Genomic DNA, 21,230 nt, shown 5'->3' with positions numbered 1-21,230 from the left:
CCACGATCCTGCCGCTACGGCATCTTGGCCGATCCGCTAAGGTAAGGCTAAGTTAGGTAAGCCTTACCCCTGCGAGGGTGATGCGGGCGGCTGCGGTGCGCCAGGCAGATATCTCGATGTCGAGATAACTCTAGTACACGGGCGCGGAATGGTCATGCCCCGCCTCCGTTTGTGATGTCCCACACGGCTAGGCTCACTCGGTGATTATCTGGCCGAACGCGACCTTCGGCGCGGGCAGGGGCTCGGCGTGACCGGACCCGACTTCTCCTGGGACGAGGACGCGTACGCCTGGACGGCACGGATCACCCTGCCGCCGGAGGCCTGGGCGGCCCCGACGGAACCCGTCCCGCTCCACTACGCACCCGAGGGCCGGGAGGAGCACCCTCTGGACGACGCCGAGCTCGCGTCGGCGACCTGGGCGGTCGAGCGTCTCCCCGCCCTGCTGGGCGCCGCACGGCGGACGGTCCACGCCCACGCGGTCCGCACCCTGGAGCCGCAGGACCAGCCGCAGGACCTGGCTGCCGCCTCCGCACTCGACGACGGCGTGCGCGTCGACGCCGTGTACGTCCACCCGGTCTCCCGAGACCGCGTCCCCTATGTGGGCGTCGCGTTCTCGTGCCCGTGGGACGAGGAGCACGGCCTGGGAGTGCTTCTGCACGGCACCCGCGTCGTCGACATCGGCGGCGCCGACACCGCGTTCCTCCTCTGGATCGCCGAACGGGACGCCACGGATCCGCGCACCGGCCTGGACGAAGCGCTCCTCGGCCACTGGGACAGCTCCCCCTTCGAGTACGGGGTGATGGAGGCGTCCGAGTTCGAGCTGCGCGCCGACGGCAGGGGATGGAGCCTGCTGGCCAACCTCGCCGGGGAGTACGTCACCCGGTTCTCCTGGCGGTGCCCGGACGCGGGAGTGCTGGAGTTGCGGGACGAGGACGGTCTCGTGTCACGGCACCCGTACGTCGTCACCACCGCACCGGTGACGTCGGTCACCTTCGAAGAGCCCGTCGAGTTCGGCCATCAGTACGCCAAGTCGGGGTAACCGGGAGGTACGTTCCGCCACTCGGACAGGAGGCACAGATGCCCCTCACATTCCGCAAGAGCTTCCGGATCCTCCCGGGCGTCCGGCTGAACATCAACCGGCGCTCCTGGTCCCTCACCACCGGCGGCAGGCACGGGCCGAAGCACACCCACAGCAGCACAGGACGTCGTACGACATCGGTGGATTTGCCCGGACCTTTCGGATGGCGTCGCACCCGTAACGCCAGGCGGCGTTGACGCACCATCAGATCCGTCACCCGGACGGACCCCCCGGAATGCGCCATCTCATATCTGAGATAGCCTCAACCCCATGGCAGACGATTACCTCGTACGCATCGGCAAGCTCATCCGTGACGCCCGGCAACACCGGGGCTGGACACAGTCGCAGCTGGCGGAAGCTCTCGGCACCAGCCAGAGCGCTGTGAACCGCATCGAGCGTGGCAACCAGAACATCAGCCTTGAGATGATCGCTCGAATCGGTGAAGCCCTGGAGAGCGAGATCGTCTCCCTGGGCTACGCGGGCCCGATGCATCTGCGGGTGGTCGGCGGCCGCCGGCTCTCCGGCGCCATCGACGTCAAGACGAGCAAGAACGCGTGCGTGGCACTGCTGTGCGCCTCGCTGCTCAACAAGGGGCGCACGGTGCTGCGTCGCGTCGCCCGCATCGAGGAGGTCTACCGCCTTCTGGAGGTGCTCAACTCCATCGGGGTGCGCACCCGCTGGATCAACGACGGCGTCGACCTGGAGATCGTGCCGCCGGCCGAGCTGGACATGGGCGCCATCGACGCGGACGCGGCCCGCCGCACCCGCTCGATCATCATGTTCCTCGGCCCGCTGCTGCACCGCATGGACAGCTTCAAGCTGCCCTACGCCGGTGGCTGCGACCTCGGTACGAGGACCATCGAGCCGCACATGATCGCGCTGCGCCGGTTCGGTCTGGACATCGCCGCGACCGAGGGGCTCTACCACGCGCAGGTGGACCACTCGATCTCCCCCGACCGCCCGATCGTGCTGACCGAGCGCGGCGACACCGTGACCGAGAACGCGCTGCTCGCCGCCGCCCGCCACGACGGCGTCACCGTCATCCGCAACGCGTCCTCCAACTACATGGTCCAGGACCTGTGCTTCTTCCTGGAGGCGCTCGGCGTCAAGGTCGAGGGCGTCGGCACCACCACGCTCACCGTGCACGGAATGCCGACCATCGACGTCGACGTGGACTACTCCCCCTCCGAGGACCCGGTCGAGGCGATGAGCCTGCTGGCCGCGGCGGTGGTGACGGAGTCGGAGCTGACGGTGCGCCGGGTGCCGATCGAGTTCCTGGAGATCGAGCTGGCGGTCCTGGAGGAGATGGGCCTCGACCACGACCGTACGCCCGAGTACTTCGCGGACAACGGTCGTACGCGTCTGGTGGACCTGACGGTCCGCCCCAGCAAGCTCGAAGCCCCGATCGACAAGATCCACCCGATGCCGTTCCCGGGCCTCAACATCGACAACGTCCCGTTCTTCGCGGCCATCGCGGCCGCCGCGCAGGGCAAGACGCTGATCCACGACTGGGTCTACGACAACCGCGCGATCTATCTGACGGACCTCAACCGCCTCGGCGGCCGCCTCCAGTTGCTGGACCCGCACCGCGTCCTGGTCGAGGGCCCGACCCGCTGGCGCGCCGCCGAGATGATGTGCCCACCGGCCCTGCGCCCCGCCGTGGTCGTCCTCCTGGCGATGATGGCCGCGGAGGGCACGTCCGTGCTGCGCAACGTGTACGTCATCAACCGCGGCTACGAGGACCTCGCCGAGCGCCTCAACTCGGTCGGGGCGCAGATCGAGATCTTCCGGGACATCTGATACGGCGATGCCGCCGCACCCCGTCTGACCTGCTACTTAGCGGGTCAGGGAGGGGTGCGGCGGCTTCTCTGGGACTTCTCTGGGACTTTGGGCCTGCGGCGGGCTACGGGCCACACTCCACGGCCTCTGCCGAGCGGCCGTCGCTACGCGAAGATCGCGTCGATGGCGGCACTGCCTCGTGCGCCGGCTCGGGGCAGGAAGTGGGAGTACTTCCGCAGCGTGAACCCGGGGTCGGAGTGCCCCAGCCAGCGTGCCAGGGAGACGATCGATTCGCCAGCCTCCAGCTCCTCAGAGGCGAAGAAGTGACGCAGGGCATGGAAGCCGTGCTCCCGGGACGGCTCCCACACACGAACACCGTCAGCGCCGCCCTCGTCCAGCGGGGCGATCACGCCCGCTGCGGCCAGCGCGGGCTTCCACACGTAGGAGTTGAAGTAGTTCCGGTTGATGGCTTTCCTCTCGCGTCCGGTCACCAGGAGGTTGTAGGTCCTCGGCCGCCGGTGCTTGGCCTCCACCGGCGTCTCGGCCGGAGTCGGGTCGTCCCAGGGCAGCGTGACCGGCACCGGCGCGAACTCCTTCATGTGCTGCCGGATGGCCCGTGCCACGCTGGCCGGCAGCGGTACGTCCCGCACTTTGCGCCCCTTCGGAAGCGCGAAACACAGCTTCGCCCGCACCATCTTGACCTGCCGCCGGACGTGGACGACTTCCTTCTCGAAGTCGATGTCGTCCGCTGAGAGCCCGAGCGCCTCTCCTTGACGGAGCCCGAGACCTGCTCCGATCACGAGGAGGAGCCGGTAACGGTCCGGCAGGACCTCCCGTACCGCCAGGACCCGTTCGGGCGGCCACGCCTCGACCCTGCCAGGCGCCGCGGGCGGAGGCCCGACCGTGCTGGACCGGCATGGGTTACGTCCGAGGCGACGGTCCTCGACCGCGGCCTGGAGGATGCTGGAGAGCGTCGCCCAGACCAGACGGATCGAGGTCGGACCGAGGTCCTTCTCCAGCCGCTTCTTCCAGTGACGCAGGACTTCCGTACCGATAGCGTTGAGCGGCTGAGCCCCCAGGTGGGGAACGATGTGCCGGCGGACCCTCTGTTCGATTCGCTCGATGGTGGACGGGTCACCGCTCTGGGTAGGCCACCAGTGGGTCGCGATGTAGTCCTTGAGGGAGATGGCTCCGTCGCGGGGATCCACGAACTCGCCTCGGCGTGCGTCGGTCTGGGCCTGGGCGAGCCAGGTTTTGGCGTCCTGAAGGGCGTCGAAGGAACGGTCCTTGACACCGGGGATGCCCTTGACCCGGTAGCGGGTGCACTTGCCGTACATGGCGGTGCGGTCGCGCTTGCCTGTTTTCGGGTTCGGTCGCTTCTTCAGCCATCGGTCTTCTATGTAGCCGGCCAGGTGGAACTCCTTTGCAATGGGGGTGACGGCTGCGTTCTACGGCGCAGTGGGCCGTGTCAGGCAGTGGTGAAGCGGGCGGAACGCTCCTGAGGTCGGAGGCTGAGCGGGTTGAGGACGGGGTTGGAGCGGGAGTCGGCCTGCTCCTGTTCGCGGACCCAGGCGTCGAGGGCTTCCACCCGGTACATGACGCGACCGCGGGGTCCCATGCGGAAGCTCGGCGGTCCCTGACGGCGGTGGCGCCAGACGTAGAGGGTGTGGGGTGAGAGGCCGAGGTAATCGGCGGCGTCCTTCACGGTCAGGAATGCCGTGCGTACGGCCGTGGATGACGCAGTGGAGGCAGGCAAGGATCGTGCAGGCATCTGGGGTTCTCTGTGAGGGACGGGAGAGGGGAGCCCGGCTGGGCGGAAACGGGTACTCCGCCCAGCCGTTGCCTGCCGTGAGGCAGGAAAGAATCGCGGAGAAACCGCGACCCGGAGTACCGCTACGGACGCCGTGCGATTGGAGTCGGCTGGCTCGGTAGGTCAGGAAGGGCCAAGGCGGCTTCGAGTCGGTCCCACGGGATTTCGGTCCGTGTCGGCTTGCGAAAGCAGTATGCGAAGCGTTCTGCGAGGCGGGGAGCGCTCATTCCGGCGCATTCGGCCACCGCAAGGGTGTGCGCCGCTGTCTGGTCGCCGTTCTTCAGCCACGCCGCGATGCGTGCGTCACGGAGTGCCGAGACATGCCTGCCGAGCGGCGAGTCGAGTTCATGCGCTTGCAGAACCGCCGCCCGCGCTTGCCGCCAGACCTTCCGGTAGACCTCGGCGGTCAGCGGCCGTCCATCGTCAAGAACGAATATCGCGTCATCCGGGTGGAGATCGCGACGGATTGTCTCCTCCTTCAGGATCGCCGCCAACGCGCGGCAGACGGGAACACGCCGTACGGCGCCCGCGCGGTCCGAATCTTTCTCGCGGCGCTCTTGTGCCTGAGGGTGGACCAGGAGCCAGGTGGCGCCGTCTTCTGCGATTTCCACGTCTCGAACGCGCAGCGCCAGGGCTTCCCCCGGACGCAGTGCCGCGAGAGCGATGGAGGCCAGGAAGGCCCGCAGAACGAGGCCACTCTGCGGCCGTTCGGCGGCCCAGTCCAGGATCGCGAAGCTCTGCCGATCGGAAAGATGAAACGTTCCTTCACTAACAACTGCGGCCATGGGCAAGCTCCTTGGAGTGAGGGTGGGGATAGACACAGCCGTCCGGCCATCGCATGCAAATCGCACGGCGACCGGACTTCTCCAATGGTCCGGAGAATCGCCGGTTTGGCTAACCGGCGATCGTCGGCTATGTTGCCCCGCTCACGCACACACTCTTCCGCGAGCTGATCTAGGTTCGCTTGCTTCGCCGCACGATTCCAGTCCCTTCCGGGATCAATATGTCTGCCGTCGGCGAACTACACGACAAACCACCACGCCGGTACCGAAATCACCAGGATCGGCTCATCGACTACTCGGCCCTGAACGGGCGAAAACGTTGTGACAGAGCAGGTGCCTTCTAAGCGCCTGCTCCATTGCACACGCCCTGTCGCCACTTATGGGTGCCGTTGCACGTCGATTACGAGCAGGTGCTGTAGGCGACCGGAAAGGAGAACAGTGGCAGCACCAAGACACCCGCGTTCGGCGCACAAATCCTCCCTGGCCCTTTCCAGTCGAGGCAGGCTCCGCCGTTTCACCGATGACGGACCGAGCTATTGGACGCTGCGTTGTTCTACGCCGTTCGGCGACCGTCGCGCCCCGTCGTCCGTACAGTCACGCGGCCCCGTCGTCCGTACAGTCACGCGGCTCCGTCGTCCTGGACCGGATACGGCACGAACGTGCTGCTGTTCTGGTCGATGAGCAGGGGGCGGCCCAGCGGTGGCACGGCCCTCTGGGAACAGCCCAGGCGTTCGCAGACCCGGCAGCCCATGCCGATCGGTGTCGCGGCGGAGGCGTTGGCGAGGTCGAGGCCGTCGGAGTAGACGAGCCGGTGGGCGTGGCGGATCTCGCAGCCCAGGCCGATGGCGTAGGTCCGGCCGGGTTCGCCCCAGCCCCCGCGGTGCCGGGTGACGGCCCGGGCGGTCCACAAGTACCGCTGCCCGTCGGGCATTTCGGCGATCTGGACGTGGATGCGGCCGGGCGCGGCGAACGCCTCGTAGACGTTCCACAGCGGGCAGGTGCCGCCGGCCCGCGAGAAGTGGAAGCCGCTCGCCGACTGGCGCTTGGAGAGGTTGCCCGCCCGGTCGACGCGGACGAAGGAGAACGGGACGCCGCGCAGCCGGGGCCGTTGGAGGGTGCTGAGGCGGTGGCAGACGGTCTCGTAGCCGAGGCCGTAGTGGTCGCAGAGCCGTTCGATGTCGTAGCGGGCGTCCTCGGCCGCCGTGTGGAACGCGGTGTACGGCAGGATCAGCGCGGCGGCGAAGTAGTGCGCGATGCCGATGCGGGCCAACGCGTGGGTGGGTGAGCCGGGTTCGAAGTCCTCGGCGGCCTGGCGGTCGAGGTCGACGCCGTGCTCCAGCAGGGCGAGTTGGGTCGCCATGCGGAAGGCCCGCCGACCGGGTCGCAGGCGGGCGGAGAGGTGGAGGGTGCGGCTTCTCTCGTCGTAATGGTGCAGCCGATCGCCCGGTTCCGTGTCGAGCCGGATGCCGTGGGCGTCCGCGAGGCGTGCGGTGAGGGCCCCGATCACCTCACCGGGCCGGACGCCGATCCGCGCGGCCAGCCGCTCGGCCGCGAGGTCGGTGTCGTGGAGGTAGTTCTGCCTGCGGTAGAAGAAGTCCCGGATCTCCTCGTGGGGCGAGCGCGGCGGTTCCACACCGATGTCACGGCCGTCGGCCGCCCCCGCGAGCCGTTCGGCCAGCTGCTGGTTGCGGTTGCCGAGATCGAGGAGAACCTGCGCGACCTCGGGCATCCGTGAGGCCAGCTCGGCGAGGTCGGACGGGGAGACCCGGGCGGCGGCGATCTCTCCCGTCAGTGCCTCTCGCAGGTCGGCCACGAGCCGGGCCGTGTCGCGCTCGGAGAAGAAGCTCGCGTCGACGCCGAAGGTCTCCGTGAGCCTGAGCAGGACGGGCACGGTGAGCGGGCGGGAGTCGTGCTCCATCTGGTTCAGATAGCTCGGGGAGATGGCCAGGACCCGGGCGAGCTCCGCCTGGCTCATCCGGCGTTCCTCGCGCAGCCTCCGCAGCCGCACCCCCGCGTAGATCTTGCTCACCCTGTGCTCCTCCGGGCCCGGGACGCATGCGGGTCAGCGTACGGGAAACGGTCCCCGTCCAGCCCTTCGCAAGATTGGCAAACTCCGGCGAGAAGATTCGCAGGACTTGGCACGCGTCCACGCTTGATGGCACTCAGTGCCAATGCCACAGTTCTTGTGCGGCCCGCCGGACCCGGCGGGCACCACCCGCACCCGGGGCGCGATTCCTGCCCTGACGTCGGAGATCCCGGCAGTGGTGGCGCCTTCACGCCGGCAGCATTGCTCACCTTCACCCTCCGGGGCGGCGGCGGGCCGCATCCCATAAAGCGACACGCAGTGCCACCCCTGTCGAGAACGACCCGGGATTGGCAGACACAACAAGACCGAGGAGACGGTGACAGCCATGGCAGAGGCGAGCACGCAGGCGGCCGAGGAACTGACGCGGCGCTGGGCCACCGACCCCCGCTGGCAGGGCATCGAGCGCACCTACAGCGCCGAGGACGTCGTACGGCTCTCCGGCAGCGTCCGCGAGGAGTCCACCCTGGCCCGGCGCGGCGCCGAGCGGCTGTGGCGCCAGCTGCACGAGCAGGACTACATCCACGCGCTCGGCGCGCTCACCGGCGGCCAGGCCGTGCAGCAGGTCAAGGCCGGGCTCCAGGCCATCTACCTGTCCGGCTGGCAGGTCGCCGCCGACGCCAACCAGGCCGGACACACCTACCCCGACCAGAGCCTGTACCCGGCCAACTCCGTTCCCCAGGTGGTCCGTCGGATCAACAACGCCCTGCTGCGGGCCGATCAGATCGCCGTCAGCGAGGGCGACCGCACTGTCGACTGGCTCGCGCCGATCGTCGCCGACGCGGAGGCCGGGTTCGGCGGTCCGCTCAACGCCTTCGAGCTGACCAAGGCGATGATCACGGCGGGCGCGGCCGGCATCCACTACGAGGACCAGCTCGCCTCGGAGAAGAAGTGCGGGCACCTCGGCGGCAAGGTCCTGGTCCCGACCTCCCAGCACATCCGCACCCTCAACGCGGCCCGCCTCGCCGCCGACATCGCCGACGTGCCGACCGTGATCATCGCCCGCACCGACGCGCTCGCCGCCAACCTGCTCACCACCGACGTGGACGAGCGCGACGCCGAGTTCGTCACCGGCGAGCGCACGGCGGAGGGCTTCTACCGGGTGCGCAACGGCATGGCCCCCGTCATCTCGCGCGGCCTGGCCTACGCCCCGTACGCCGACCTGATCTGGGTGGAGACCGGTACGCCGGACCTGGCGCAGGCGCGCGAGTTCGCCGAGGCGATCCACGCTCAGTACCCGGACCAGATGCTCGCCTACAACTGCTCGCCGTCCTTCAACTGGAAGGCGGCTCTGGACGATGACCAGATCGCCAAGTTCCAGCGGGAGTTGGGGGCGATGGGCTACCGCTTCCAGTTCATCACGCTGGCCGGGTTCCACTCCCTCAACCACGGCATGTTCGACCTGGCCCGGGGTTACGCCGAGCACGGCATGACCGCGTATGTCGACCTTCAGGAGCGGGAGTTCGCGGCGCAGGCGCACGGCTTCACCGCCGTCAAGCACCAGCGTGAGGTCGGGACGGGGTACTTCGACCTGGTCTCCACGGCCGTCAACCCCGCCTCCTCGACCACGGCGCTGGCCGGGTCCACGGAGGAGGAGCAGTTCCACTAGGCCAGCCGCATGGCGGACGTCCGGTCCGCCGCCGGCCGAGCGGGGGTCGCACGAGCGTCTCCGTCCGCCCCCGCTCCCCTCCTCTTCCCTCGCGCAGGAGAAACCGATGTCCACCAGTGCCCTCACCCACCAGGTCCGCGTCCTCGCGGCTCCCGGCGACCGTCACGACGAGATCCTCACCCCCGCCGCCCTCGACTTCGTCGGGCACCTGGCCGCGGCCTTCGGTGAGCGTCGGCGGTGGCTGCTCAAGGAGCGCCGCCGCCGGGTCCTGCGGCTGGCGAGCGGTTCCCCGCTCGATTTCCCGATGGTCACGGCCGCCGTCCGCGCCGACTCCGACTGGCGGGTCGCCCCGCTCGCCCCCGGGCTGACGGACCGGCGAGTGGAGATCACCGGCCCGCCCGAGCGCCGTATGGCGGTCAACGCGCTCAACTCCGGCGCCAAGGTGTGGATGGCGGACTTCGAAGACGCCACCGCACCCACCTGGAACAACATCGTCGATGGCCAGCTCACCCTGCTGGATGCCATCGAGCGCCGGATCGACTTCACCACGCCCGAGGGCAAGGAGTACCGGCTCGGCGACAGCGCCAGGCTCGCCACCATCATGGTGCGCCCGCGGGGTCTGCATCTCGAAGAGGAGCACCTGGAGTACGACGGACGGCCGGTACCCGCCGCGCTCGTCGACTTCGGCCTGTACTTCTTCCACTGCGCGCAGCGGCAGATCAACGCCGGGCACGGCCCGTACTTCTACCTGCCCAAACTGGAGAACTGCTACGAGTCCCGGTTCTGGAACGACGTCTTCGTCACCGCACAGGAGCTGCTCGGCATCCCGCGCGGCACGATCCGCGCCACCGTCCTCATCGAGACGATCACCGCCGCGTTCGAGATGGAGGAGATCCTCCACGAACTGCGCGAGCATAGCGCCGGACTCAACGCGGGCCACTGGGACTACCTCTTCAGCCTGATCAAGACCTTCGGGCACCGCACCGACTTCCTGCTCCCCGATCGGGCGAAGGTCACGATGACCGCCCCCTTCATGCGCGCCTACACCGAACTCCTCGTCCGTACCTGCCACCGGCGCGGCGCCCACGCCATCGGCGGCATGGCCGCCCAGGTGCCCGGCAAGGACCCGGCCGCCAACGAGGCCGCCCTCGCCACGGTCCGCCTCGACAAGGAACGCGAGGCCGAGGACGGCTTCGACGGCTCCTGGGTCGCCCACCCCGCACTCGTGCCGGTCTGCCGTGAGGTCTTCGACGGCGTCCTCGGCGACCGGCCCCACCAGCTCGACCGCACCCGGGACGACGTCGAGGTGGCACCGGCCGACCTGCTGTCGGTGCGGCGGATCAGCGGCCCGCCCACAGCAGACGGGGTGCGGACCAACATCGCCGTCGCGCTGCGGTACTTCGCCGCCTGGTTGCGCGGCCAGGGCGCGGTCGCCGTCGACGGGCTGATGGAGGACGCCGCCACCGCCGAGATCGCCCGCGTGCAGATCTGGCAGTGGCTGCGGCACCGCGTGATCGACCGGGCGAGCGTGGAGCGGATACTCGACGACGAGGTCGTGGCGCTCGGTGCCGAGTGCCCGTGGGCGCCCGTCGACGACATCCGCGCCCTCTTCGAACGCACCGCGATGACAGGCGAGTTGCCGCTGTTCTTCACCCCGGACGCCTACACCCGACACCTCGTCAAGCGGGCGGAGGCCCAGGCATGAGCACCGTGATCGAGCGCGTCGGCGTGGTCGGCGGCGGGCAGATGGGCGCCGGTATCGCCGAGGTGTGCGCCCGGGCCGGCCTCGACACCGTGGTCTGCGAGGTGGACGCAATCGCGGCCCACGCGGCACGGGATCGCGTGGCCGCCTCGCTGGACCGTGCCGTACGACGCGGCAAGCTGGCCCCTGACGCCGCCCGCGACGCACTCGCCCGGCTCGCGTTCACCGGCATCCTGGACGACCTCGCCGACCGGCAGCTGGTCGTCGAGGCCGTCATCGAGAACCCGGATGCCAAGACCGAGATCTTCGCGGCCCTCGACAAGATCGTGGCGGACCCGGCCGCCGTCCTGGCCACCAACACCTCCTCCCTGCCGATCATGCGGCTCGGCATGGCCACCGGCCGCGCGGACCGGGTCGTGGGCCTGCACTTCTTCAACCCGGTCCCCGTCCTGCCGCTCGTCGAGGTGGTCACCTCGCTGCACACCTCGGTGGAGACGACCGAGACGGTCGAAGACTTCGCGACCCGTGCGCTCGGCAAGACCGTGATCCGCTCCCAGGACCGCGCGGGCTTCGTCGTCAACGCCCTGCTCATCCCCTACCTGTTGAGCGCCGTCCGGATGGCCGAGTCCGGCTTCGCCACCGCCACCGACATCGACGCCGGCATGGAACTCGGCTGCGCCCACCCCATGGGCCCGCTCAAGCTCGCCGACCTGATCGGCCTCGACACTGTGGCCTCCATCGCCGAGTCGCTCTACGACGAGTTCCGCGAACCCCTCTACGCCCCGCCGCCGCTGCTCCAGCGGATGGTGGAGGCCGGACTCCTCGGCCGTAAGACCGGCCGCGGATTCCACACCTACGGCCAGGACTGAGGGCCTGGCACGACACGGGCTGAGGGGCCCGCACCACCGCAGGGACGAGGGTCCTGGGCGGTGACACTGGGAAGGGCGGGAAGCGCGAGGGTGGCGCTTCCCGCCCCGTGTCGTTCCGGTCGCGCGCAACAGGTCTCTCGCCATCGCCGAGGAACAGTCGGGGGACAGCCCGTCGGCGAGCCGGAGCCGCCTCCCGAGGAGGAGCCGCGAACAGCCCCGGCCCTCGTCCCCACGGCCGGTTCGCGAGGATGTCGACCCGCCCTCCCCCAGCCGTAAGGACCGCCTCACGCGAGATCCGTGACCCTCGGGGGGCACGGACCTCCAAGCGCGCGATCGCCGTCGCCGACCCAGGGCAGCAGCGGCTCTTTCACTGTCCCAGCCTCCGGCCCCGCCGCACGCGCCCCTTCCTCAGAATGGCGCCTTCCCCTCGCCCACGAAGGACACCACCAGCCGACTCCGCCTGTCGAGGCGAGGTCTTCCAGCCATATGGATCCGCCGCTCCTGCCCGGAGGGAAGGCGGATCCGGGCACCGCTGCGACGCATCGCGGCCGCCAGACGCATCGGCACCCCCAGCAGGAGACCACCCCACCCAGGCTCTCCGGAGGGGATGAGAAGACCCAGATCGGCCTCGACCGCGACCTCGTCCACACCCACCACGAGCACCACAGGACCAACCACAGACGGGCACACGCCTCCAGGATCTCCCGCCCCGCGTGCCGTCGCGAACCGACACCCCCTCGCGGTGCCCCACGTCACCTTCCGGATCCTGGACGGCTCTCCTCCATCCGGAGCGACACCCCGTAGGGTGGAGACTGCAGATGGTTCGCCCTGTCCGCCAGACAGGGCGTCGCAAGAGGGAACCCGGTGGGAATCCGGGACTGCCCCGCAGCGGTGAGTGGGAACGACCGCCGTCATACGCACTGGGCCCGACGAACAGGGCCTGGGAAGCGACGGCCATTAGGTGTCCCGTACGGCTTCGTCCGTACGACAGGGACGCGCCCACGAGTCCGAAGACCTGCCAGCTGCCCGCGCGCGGACCACTCCGTGCGCGGACATCCCGGTGACCTCGTGGGCGGGTCGGCGTACATACCAGACGGAACGACCGCGCCTTTGCCGCGCGGGGTCGCTGCCGTCCGGTTCGTCATTCCCTTCGCGCCCTCGTCCCGTCGCCGGGATCTCAGGGATTCATCTCGCGAAGGAGATCTCCGTGACAGCGAAGTCCGCAGCCGCGGCAGCACGGGCCACCGTGTACGGCTACCCCCGCCAGGGCGCGAACCGCGAACTGAAGAAGGCCATCGAGGGCTACTGGAAGGGCCGCGTCACCGCCGACGCCCTCCGCTCCACCGCCGCCGAACTGCGCCGCGCCAACTGGCAGTCGCTGGCCGGGGCCGGCATCCACGAAGTGCCGACCGGCGACTTCTCGTACTACGACCACGTCCTCGACACCTCCGTCATGGTCGGCGCGATCCCGGAACGTCACCGAGCCGCCGTCGAGACGGACGTCCTGGACGGTTACTTCGCGATGGCCCGCGGCACCCAGGACGTGGCGCCGCTGGAGATGACGAAGTGGTTCGACACCAACTACCACTACCTGGTCCCGGAGTTGGGACCCGACACCCAATTCACCGCGAACTCCGCCAAGCAGGTCGCGGAACTCAAGGAAGCTCTGGCCCTCGGGCTCGCGGCCCGCCCGGTGCTGGTCGGTCCGGTCACCTACCTGCTCCTGTCCAAGCCGGCGCCCGGTGTAGCCCCCGACTTCGATCCGCTGACCCTGCTGGACCGGCTGCTGCCGGTGTACGCGTCCGTCCTCGCCGACCTTCGCGCGGCAGGCGCCGAGTGGGTGCAGCTCGACGAGCCCGCCCTCGTCCAGGACCGCACCCCGGCCGAGCTGAACGCCGCCGCCCGCACCTACCGCGACCTGGGCGCCCTCACCGACCGCCCGAAGCTGCTGGTCGCCTCCTACTTCGACCGGCTCGGCGACGCCCTGCCCGTGCTGGCCAAGGCCCCCGTCGAGGGGCTCGCCCTGGACTTCACCGAGTCCGCCGCCGCCAACCTGGACGCCATCGCGGCCGTGGGCGGACTGCCCGGCAAGCGCCTGGTCGCAGGGGTCGTCAACGGCCGCAACATCTGGATCAACGACCTCCAGAAGTCCCTCACCACCCTCGGCACCCTCCTCGGCCTCGCCGACCGGGTCGACGTCGCCGCCTCCTGCTCCCTGCTCCACGTGCCGCTGGACGCCGCCGCCGAGCGCGACATCGAACCGCAGATCCTGCGCTGGCTCGCCTTCGCGAAGCAGAAGACCGCCGAGATCGTCACCCTCGCCAAGGGCCTGACCCAGGGCACCGACACGATCACCGCCGAACTGGCCGCCAACCGGGCCGACCTCGCCTCCCGGGCCACCTCCCCCATCACCCGGGACCCGGCCGTACGCGCTCGCAGTGAGGCCGTCACCGACACCGACGGCCGCCGTTGCCAGCCGTACGGCGAGCGGGCCGCAGCCCAGCGCGCCCACCTCGGCCTGCCGCTGCTGCCGACCACCACGATCGGCTCGTTCCCGCAGACGAGTGAACTGCGCACCGCCCGCGCCGACTTGCGGGCAGGCCGGATCGACACGGCGGGCTACGAGGAGCGCATCAAGGCCGAGATCCAGGAAGTCATCTCCTTCCAGGAGAAGACCGGCATCGACGTCCTCGTCCACGGCGAGCCCGAACGCAACGACATGGTCCAGTACTTCGCCGAACAGCTCACCGGCTACCTCGCCACCCAGCACGGCTGGGTCCAGTCCTACGGCACCCGCTACGTCCGCCCGCCGATCCTGGCCGGCGACATCTCCCGCCCCGAGCCGATGACGGTCCGCTGGACGTCGTACGCCAACTCGCTGACGGAGAAGCCGGTCAAGGGCATGCTCACCGGACCGGTCACCATGCTCGCCTGGTCCTTCGTCCGCGACGACCAGCCCCTCGGCGACACCGCCCGCCAGGTCGCCCTCGCTCTCCGCGACGAGGTCAACGACCTTGAGGCGGCAGGAACTTCGGTCATCCAGGTCGACGAACCCGCGCTGCGCGAGACGCTCCCGCTGCGGGCGGCCGACCGTGCCGGGTATCTGGGGTGGGCGACCGAGGCGTTCCGGCTGACCACCGCGGGCGTGCGTCCGGACACGCAGATCCACACCCACATGTGCTACGCGGAGTTCGGCGACATCGTCCAGGCCATCGACGACCTCGACGCCGACGTCATCAGCCTCGAAGCCGCCCGCTCCCACATGCAGGTCGCCCGCGAACTCGCGGCCCACGGCTACCCGCGCGAAGCGGGGCCGGGCGTGTACGACATCCACTCCCCGCGGGTGCCGAGCACGACTGAGGCAGCGGCCCTGCTGCGCAAGGGACTTGAGGCGATCCCGGCCGAACGGTTGTGGGTCAACCCCGACTGCGGCCTGAAGACCCGCGGCTGGCCCGAGACCCGGGCCTCCCTGGAGAGCCTGGTCGCCGCGGCGCACCAGGTGCGTGGGGAACTGTCCGCCTCCTGATCTCAGGTCCCAGGGGCCAGGACGCCACAAGCGTCCCGGCCCCGCCGAGGAGCACGCCTTGACCCAGGCACGAAGGGGGACCATCAGTGCGGAGGAAACCGCAGCAGATCGTTGTGGACGGCACGCCCATGATCGCCGTGTCCACAAAGGAGTTCGAGAGCCTGCTCGCCACGCGCAGACAACTCGGCAGCCAGACCGCGAAGTCGCGGGTGCTGCGCGACACGCTCATCGACATGGCCGAGTTCCTGGACACCCTCGTCGAGGAATTGGCCGGCGAGGCGCTGACCGAACCGCCAAAGACCCCATCGCCTTCCGGCTCTCCACACCCCCGCCAGGCACTGGTCGCGGAGATACGGCAGCGCGTACACCACGTACGCGCCATCACCGGTGGAGGACGAGCCGGGCACGCTACCCGACCGAGCGAGACCGAGCTGAGGCAACCGGCGCTGATACCGGGCCACCGCGAGTCAAATCCGAATGTCCTGAATTCCTGACCGATATCACCAATCGGACATCCCCCATGTAGACTTGAAAGGACCGGTAGCCTTCCATCATGGCCCTCGGTATCCCCAGTACACGGGCGGACAGTGCGGCTTCCATTCACAACCTGCTGGCTCGGGGCGGCCGCTCCTACTCATTCGAATTCATGCCGCCCCGCAGCGAGGCGGCCGAGGCCGGACTGTGGACGGCTATCCGGAAACTGGAGGCGCTGTCACCGACTTTCGTCTCGGTGACCTACGGAGCAGGCGGCTCGACGCGCGGTCGGACCATCGATGTCACGGGTCGGATCGCCCAGGAGACGACCCTCACCCCCGTCGCCCATCTCACCGCGGTCGAACACAGCGTCGGCGAACTGCGCAACATCCTCGGCCACTACGCCGACCAGGGCGTACGCAACATCCTGGCGCTGCGCGGTGACCCGCCCGGCGACCCCCTCGGTCCGTGGACCGAGCATCCGCGGGGAGTCCGGTACGCGGCCGAACTGGTCAGCCTGATCAAGGAGTCCGGGAACTTCTGCGTGGGGGTGGCCGCTTTCCCCGAGATGCACCCGCGTTCGTCCGACTGGGACAGTGACATGCGGCATTTCGTGGACAAGTGCCGGGCCGGGGCGGATTATGCCATCACGCAGATGTTCTTCGACGTGGAGGATTACCTGCGTTATCGCGACCGGGTGACAGCCGCGGGCTGCGCCATACCCATCATCCCGGAAATCATGCCGGTCACCACGATTCGTTCACTTCGCCGTATTCCCTCCCTCTCCACAGCGGTCGTCCCCGAGCGGCTCGCCGAGCGAATGCTGGCCGTCGAGGACGACCCGAAAGCGGTCAGGTCCCTGGGAATCGACCACGCCACCGAGATGTGCCGCCGCCTGCTCGCCGAAGACGCACCCGGACTGCACTTCATGACCATGAACTTCTCCACGGTGACGACGGAGATCTACCAGAACCTCGGACTCCATGAATAAGCTTCCAGATACCTCCCCCGTGGGAATCCACCGCCCTGTGCTGGTCGGGATTGTCAACATCACCGCCGACTCGTTCTCGGACGGGAACAGATTCCTGGCCCCGCACGCCGCGGTGGACCACGCTCGCCGGCTGCGCTCGGCGGGGGCCGACGTCATCGAACTCGGGCCCGCCGCAAGCCATCCCGGAGCACAGCAGGTCAGCGCCGCCGAGGAGATCAGGCGGCTGACCGACGTGATCGAACCTCTGATCGACGAGGGCGTCCCGGTCTCGGTCGACTCCTATCAGCCCGCGACCCAGAGGTTCGCCGCCGCACACGGCGCCGCCTACCTCAACGACATCCAGGGCTTCGACGATCCCGCCCAGTACGAGGAACTCGCCGCCAACGCCTGCCGGCTCATCGTCATGCACTCCGTGCAGCGGCACGGCCCCGCCACCAAGGTGCACACCGACCCCACCGCGGTGTGCCGAGGAATCGAGGAGTTCTTCGCCGATCGGCTGGACGCTCTGGAGGCGGCCGGTATCGCTCACGACAGGCTGATCCTCGATCCGGGACTCGGGTACTTCCTGGGCAGCAGTCCCGAACCGTCGCTGAGAACCCTGGCCGGCCTGGAGCGGCTGAAAGCCCGCTTCGACGTACCGGTGCTCATCTCGCCCTCCCGTAAGTCGTTCCTGCGGACGCTCACCGGTAGCGGCGTCGCCGCGATCGGTCCGGCCACGCTGGCGGCGGAGCTGTACGCCGCGCGCAGTGGGGCGGACTTCATCCGCACCCACGACGTCGGCGCCCTCCGCGACGCGCTCACGGTCTTCGAAGCCCTGGAAGCCGCCAAGGAAAGGGGTTGGTGACACGACGATTGGCTGCTCGCATCCTGCCCGAGTGCTACCCGGCCGCCGGTACCGTCCGCTGGTCCGGTCCCGCGTAGGAGGCGAGGGGCCTGATCAGGGCGTTGTGGGCGAGCTGTTCGGTGATGTGGGCGGTCCAGCCGGTGATGCGACTCATCACGAAGATCGGGGTGAAGGTGGGGGTGTCGAAGCCCATCAGGTGGTAGGCGAGGCCGGCCGGGTAGTCCAGGTTGGGGTGGATGCCCTTGCGGGTGACCATCGCGTGCCGCAGAGCCGCGTGCAGCGTGGCCAGGCGGGTCACCTCGGGGTCGCCGGCGCGGGCGACCAGCCGGTCCAGCGCCTCCTGCATGATCGGGACACGGGAATCGCCGTTCTTGTAGACGCGGTGACCGAAGCCCATGATCTTCCGCTTGGACGCCAGGGCCTCGTCCAGCCACCCCTCCTCGCGCTGCGGGTCGCCGATCTCCAGCAGCATGTGCATCACCGCTTCGTTGGCGCCGCCGTGCAGCGGGCCCTTGAGCGCGCCGATGGCCGCGGTGACCGCGCTGTAGAGGTCGGAGAGGGTGGAGGTGACCACGCGGGCGGTGAACGTCGAGGCGTTGAAGCTGTGTTCGGCGTACAGGGTGAGGGAGATCTCGAAGCAGCGGACCACCTCCGGTGCCGGCACGGCGCCGAAGCACATGTGGAAGAAGTTCTCGGCATAGCCGAGTTCGGGGTTCGGGGGGATCGGGCCGAGGCCCCGGCGGCGGCGCTGGTCGGCGGCGACCACGGTGGGCAGCTTGGCGAACAGGGTCAGTGACTTGGCGAGGTTGGCGGCGGGGCTGCCGTCGTCCTCGGTGGGGTCCTCGGCACCGAAGAAGCTGACCGCGGTGCGCAGCACGTCCATCGGATGGCAGGTCTCGGGCAGCCGGGTCAGCAGTTCCAGGGTCGTGCGGTCGAGCGGGCGCAGCGCGCGCTCCCGGGCCTGAAAGTCCGCCAGTTGGCGGGCGTCGGGGAGTTCGCCGTGCCAGAGCAGGTACGCGACCTCCTCGAAGGAGCGCCGGGCTGCCAGGTCCTGGACCGGATAGCCGCGGTAGGTGAGGGAGTTGGTCTCCTGGATGACGGTGGAGATCTCGGTGGTGTCGACGACGACACCGGCGAGGCCGCGGTGGATCGCGGGTGCGGTGGTGGTCATGGGGTGCCTGCCTTCGGTGGGTCAGGTGCCGGGGGGAAGGGTGAAGTCGAAGACGGCCGAGTCGTAGGCCGAGTACTCCTCGTAGCCGAGGAGTTCGTAGAGGCGGGAACGGGTCTGCATGCGGGGCAGCAGGGACTCCTGCGTGCCCTCGGCGGCGATCGTGCGCAGGCCGTCCTCGACGGCGCCCATGGCGATCCGCAGGAGCGTGACCGGGTAGAGCGCGATGTTGTAGCCGAGGTTCTCCAGGGTGCGGGTGTCCAGCAGCGGGGTCTTGCCGAACTCCGTGAGGTTGGCGAGCAGCGGGACGTCGACAGCCTTGCGGAACGCCTCGTACTCGGCCTCATCGGCCAGTGCCTCGGGGAAGATCGCGTCGGCGCCCGCGCCGACGTATGCCTTCGCACGGTCGATCGCCGCGTCCAGGCCCTCGACCGAGCGGGCGTCGGTGCGGGCCATCAGCAGGAAGTCCGGGTCGCGGCGGGCGTCGACCGCGCCGCGCAGTCGGCGGACCATCTCCGTGCGGGAGGTCAGGGTCTTGCCGTCGAGGTGGCCGCACCGCTTGGGGTTGACCTGGTCCTCCAGGTGGAGTCCGGCCAGGCCCGCGTCCTCCAGCAGTTGCACGGTGCGGGCCGCGTTCATCGGTTCGCCGAACCCGGTGTCCGCGTCGATCAGGACGGGCAGGTCGGTCACCCGGGTGGTCTGCTGGGCGCGGGCCGCGATCTCGACGGAGGTGGTCAGGCCGATGTCGGGCAGCCCCAGGTCGGCGGCGAGCACCGCGCCCGACAGGTAGACGGCGTCGAAGCCGGTGTCCTGGATCAGCCGGGCGGAGAGTGGGTTGATCGCGCCCGGCATGCGCAGCAGCCGTCCGGAGGCGAGCTGTTCGCGGAAGGCGCGGCGGCGCTCGGCGGGGGTGGTGCGGGTGTGGAGCAGCATCAGAACAGGCCCTTCGGGAGCCGTGCGTCGTACGCGGCGACGGCCTCCGTGTCGACGGCCGGGAACAGGCCGTCGAGGTCGGCCGTGCCCAGTTCGGCGAGGTGCTCGGCGGCGGCCAGGAAGCGGTCCTGGTCGGCGGAGGTGACGACGCCCTCGGCCAGGGTGCGGAACTTGCCGATGTAGCCGGACCGGTCGAAGGGCCGCGCGCCGGCCGGGTGCGCGTCGGCGACGGCCAGTTCGTCCTCTACGACCGGCCCGTCCTCCAGGGTGATCACCGCCCGGCCGCCGAAGGCCCGGCGGTCCGGGTCGGGGTCGTGGTAGCGGCGGGTCCACTCCGGGTCCTCGACCGTGCTGATCTTCCGCCACAGCGCGACGGTCTCCGGGCGGCGGGCCCGCTCTGGGGCGTAGGACCGCTCGTGGTGCCAGGTGCCGTCCTCCAGGGCTACGGCGAAGATGTACGGCACCGAGTGGTCGAGGGTCTCCCGGCTGGCCGAAGGGTCGTACTTCTGCGGGTCGTTCGCGCCGGAACCGATGACGTGGTGGGTGTGGTGACTGGTGTGCAGGACCACCGAACGCACCTTCTCCAGCGGGCCGGTCTTCTCCCGCAGCCGCCGGGCCAGGTCGATGATCGCCTGGGCCTGGTACTCGGCGGAGTGCTCCTTGGTGTACGTGTCGAGGATCGCCCGGCGCGGCTCCCTCGGCTGCGGGAGCACGACCGTGTAGTCGGACTCCGGACCGTCCAGCATCCAGGCCAGGAACCCGTCCTCGCCCTCGTAGATCGGCGACGGCGAGGTCTCACCGCGCATCGCCCGGTCCACAGCCTCGATCGCGGCCTTGCCGGCGAAGGCCGGGGCGTACGCCTTCCAACTGGAGATCTCGCCCTTGCGGGACTGCCGGGTCGCGGTCGTGGTGTGCACCGCCTGCTGGACCGCCTGGTACACCGTCTCGGTCGGCAGCCGCAGCAGCGCGCCCAGACCGCACGCGGTGGCCGCGCTGAGGTGGGCCACGTGATCGATGCGGTGCTCGTGCAGACAGATGCCCTTGACCAGGGCGACATGGATCTCGTACGCCGCCACGACGGCCCGCAGCAGGTCGGCGCCGGTGCGGCCGGTGTGCTGGGCGACGGCGAGCAGGGGCGGGATGTTGTCGCCGGGGTGGGAGTAGTCGGCGGCCAAGTAGGTGTCGTGGAAGTCGAGTTCGCGTACGGCGGTTCCGTTCGCCCAGGCCGCCCACTCCGGGGAGACCCGGGCGCGGGTGCCGAAGACCGAAGCGCCCGGGGTGTCCGGGGTGCCCGTGCGGTGGGCGGTCGCCTGGGCGCGGGCGACCGCGACCGGGCGTCGCAGAAGGGAGGCTACGGCGACCGAGGCGTTGTCGATGACCCGGTTGACGGCCATGGCCGCGCTGTCGGGATCCAGCTCCTGTGTCGCGGTGGCGACGGCCGCGAGTTTCCAGGCGAGCTGGTCCTCGCGGGGCAGCCGGTCGGTGCTGGGATGGACTCGGACGCGGTGCTCGATCACGGGACTCCTCGCGGATGCGGTGCGGGACGGACGGACGGTCGGTCGGCCGGCGGTCGGTCTGATGT

Annotated in this window: 17 protein-coding genes and 1 riboswitch; of the genes, 10 read left to right on the top strand and 7 right to left on the bottom strand. The window is 69.6% G+C overall.

The genetic code is table 11. From position 1 onward, the window contains the following. The first annotated feature begins 247 nt into the window (after nucleotides 1–247). From HLK59_RS17055 to HLK59_RS17045, 3 genes are all read left to right on the top strand, one after another. Nucleotides 248–1,039: a hypothetical protein gene (locus tag HLK59_RS17055; protein WP_171142286.1), complete on the top strand. Its 792-nt coding sequence runs from the start codon at nucleotides 248–250 to the stop codon at nucleotides 1,037–1,039. A 38-nt stretch (nucleotides 1,040–1,077) separates the two neighbouring features. After that, nucleotides 1,078–1,275 carry a DUF4236 domain-containing protein gene (locus HLK59_RS17050; RefSeq protein ID WP_171142285.1) on the top strand — a complete coding sequence of 66 codons (198 nt, stop codon included), beginning with the start codon at nucleotides 1,078–1,080 and terminating at the stop codon, nucleotides 1,273–1,275. A 73-nt stretch (nucleotides 1,276–1,348) separates the two neighbouring features. Continuing rightward, on the top strand, nucleotides 1,349–2,878 hold the full coding sequence (locus HLK59_RS17045) for a UDP-N-acetylglucosamine 1-carboxyvinyltransferase (RefSeq protein ID WP_171142284.1): 1,530 nt from the start codon (nucleotides 1,349–1,351) through the stop codon (nucleotides 2,876–2,878). Between the two features lie 143 nt (nucleotides 2,879–3,021). Here the strand turns inward: HLK59_RS17045 and HLK59_RS17040 are convergent, their stop codons facing one another. The 4 genes from HLK59_RS17040 to HLK59_RS17025 form a co-directional block, all read right to left on the bottom strand. Next, nucleotides 3,022–4,242, bottom strand: a complete 1,221-nt coding sequence (locus HLK59_RS17040; RefSeq protein ID WP_171142296.1) for a site-specific integrase — start codon at nucleotides 4,240–4,242, stop codon at nucleotides 3,022–3,024. An 83-nt stretch (nucleotides 4,243–4,325) separates the two neighbouring features. Then, on the bottom strand, nucleotides 4,326–4,628 hold the full coding sequence (locus tag HLK59_RS17035) for a helix-turn-helix domain-containing protein (protein ID WP_171142283.1): 303 nt from the start codon (nucleotides 4,626–4,628) through the stop codon (nucleotides 4,326–4,328). Between the two features lie 122 nt (nucleotides 4,629–4,750). After that, nucleotides 4,751–5,452, bottom strand: coding sequence for a tyrosine-type recombinase/integrase (locus HLK59_RS17030; RefSeq protein ID WP_171142282.1), 702 nt, complete (start codon nucleotides 5,450–5,452; stop codon nucleotides 4,751–4,753). A 616-nt stretch (nucleotides 5,453–6,068) separates the two neighbouring features. Then, nucleotides 6,069–7,478, bottom strand: coding sequence for an XRE family transcriptional regulator (locus HLK59_RS17025; protein WP_171142281.1), 1,410 nt, complete (start codon nucleotides 7,476–7,478; stop codon nucleotides 6,069–6,071). 382 nt (nucleotides 7,479–7,860) lie between these two features. Here HLK59_RS17025 and aceA point away from each other — a divergent pair, with 382 nt between their 5' ends. From aceA to folP, 7 genes are all read left to right on the top strand, one after another. Further along, nucleotides 7,861–9,141, top strand: a complete 1,281-nt coding sequence (gene aceA / locus HLK59_RS17020; protein WP_171142280.1) for an isocitrate lyase — start codon at nucleotides 7,861–7,863, stop codon at nucleotides 9,139–9,141. A gap of 106 nt (nucleotides 9,142–9,247) precedes the next feature. Next, a complete protein-coding gene (gene aceB, locus HLK59_RS17015) occupies nucleotides 9,248–10,846 on the top strand; it encodes a malate synthase A (RefSeq protein WP_171142279.1) in 1,599 nt (532 codons plus the stop codon). Beyond that, nucleotides 10,843–11,712 (top strand): 3-hydroxybutyryl-CoA dehydrogenase, encoded by an 870-nt coding sequence (locus HLK59_RS17010; RefSeq protein WP_171142278.1) that lies wholly within the window; start codon nucleotides 10,843–10,845, stop codon nucleotides 11,710–11,712. The genes aceB and HLK59_RS17010 overlap by 4 nt, the downstream gene beginning before the upstream one ends. A gap of 802 nt (nucleotides 11,713–12,514) precedes the next feature. Further along, nucleotides 12,515–12,750: riboswitch (cobalamin riboswitch) on the top strand. Between the two features lie 169 nt (nucleotides 12,751–12,919). Beyond that, a complete protein-coding gene (gene metE, locus HLK59_RS17005; protein ID WP_171142277.1) occupies nucleotides 12,920–15,238 on the top strand; it encodes a 5-methyltetrahydropteroyltriglutamate--homocysteine S-methyltransferase in 2,319 nt (772 codons plus the stop codon). 86 nt (nucleotides 15,239–15,324) lie between these two features. After that, nucleotides 15,325–15,732 (top strand): hypothetical protein, encoded by a 408-nt coding sequence (locus HLK59_RS17000; protein ID WP_171142276.1) that lies wholly within the window; start codon nucleotides 15,325–15,327, stop codon nucleotides 15,730–15,732. A 59-nt stretch (nucleotides 15,733–15,791) separates the two neighbouring features. Then, nucleotides 15,792–16,703 carry a methylenetetrahydrofolate reductase [NAD(P)H] gene (metF, locus tag HLK59_RS16995; protein ID WP_171142275.1) on the top strand — a complete coding sequence of 304 codons (912 nt, stop codon included), beginning with the start codon at nucleotides 15,792–15,794 and terminating at the stop codon, nucleotides 16,701–16,703. 25 nt (nucleotides 16,704–16,728) lie between these two features. Continuing rightward, nucleotides 16,729–17,547, top strand: coding sequence for a dihydropteroate synthase (folP, locus tag HLK59_RS16990; RefSeq protein WP_171142295.1), 819 nt, complete (start codon nucleotides 16,729–16,731; stop codon nucleotides 17,545–17,547). Nucleotides 17,548–17,581: 34 nt separating this feature from the next. Here the strand turns inward: folP and HLK59_RS16985 are convergent, their stop codons facing one another. The 3 genes from HLK59_RS16985 to HLK59_RS16975 are packed head-to-tail and all read right to left on the bottom strand — an operon-like array spanning nucleotide 17,582 to nucleotide 21,165. Beyond that, the gene (locus HLK59_RS16985) at nucleotides 17,582–18,718 is read right to left on the bottom strand and encodes a bifunctional 2-methylcitrate synthase/citrate synthase (RefSeq protein WP_171142274.1); all 1,137 of its coding nucleotides are present in this window, start codon (nucleotides 18,716–18,718) and stop codon (nucleotides 17,582–17,584) included. A gap of 21 nt (nucleotides 18,719–18,739) precedes the next feature. After that, on the bottom strand, nucleotides 18,740–19,648 hold the full coding sequence (gene prpB, locus HLK59_RS16980; protein ID WP_171142273.1) for a methylisocitrate lyase: 909 nt from the start codon (nucleotides 19,646–19,648) through the stop codon (nucleotides 18,740–18,742). Then, nucleotides 19,648–21,165, bottom strand: a complete 1,518-nt coding sequence (locus HLK59_RS16975) for an MmgE/PrpD family protein (protein WP_171142272.1) — start codon at nucleotides 21,163–21,165, stop codon at nucleotides 19,648–19,650. Before HLK59_RS16975 ends, prpB begins: the two co-directional genes overlap by 1 nt. Nucleotides 21,166–21,230: the final 65 nt, after the last annotated feature.

The sequence above is a fragment of the Streptomyces sp. S3(2020) genome (assembly GCF_013044505.1).
Lineage (GTDB): Bacteria > Actinomycetota > Actinomycetes > Streptomycetales > Streptomycetaceae > Streptomyces.
Note: the sequence above shows the minus strand (reverse complement) of the source record. Positions and strands in the feature narration are given on the sequence as shown.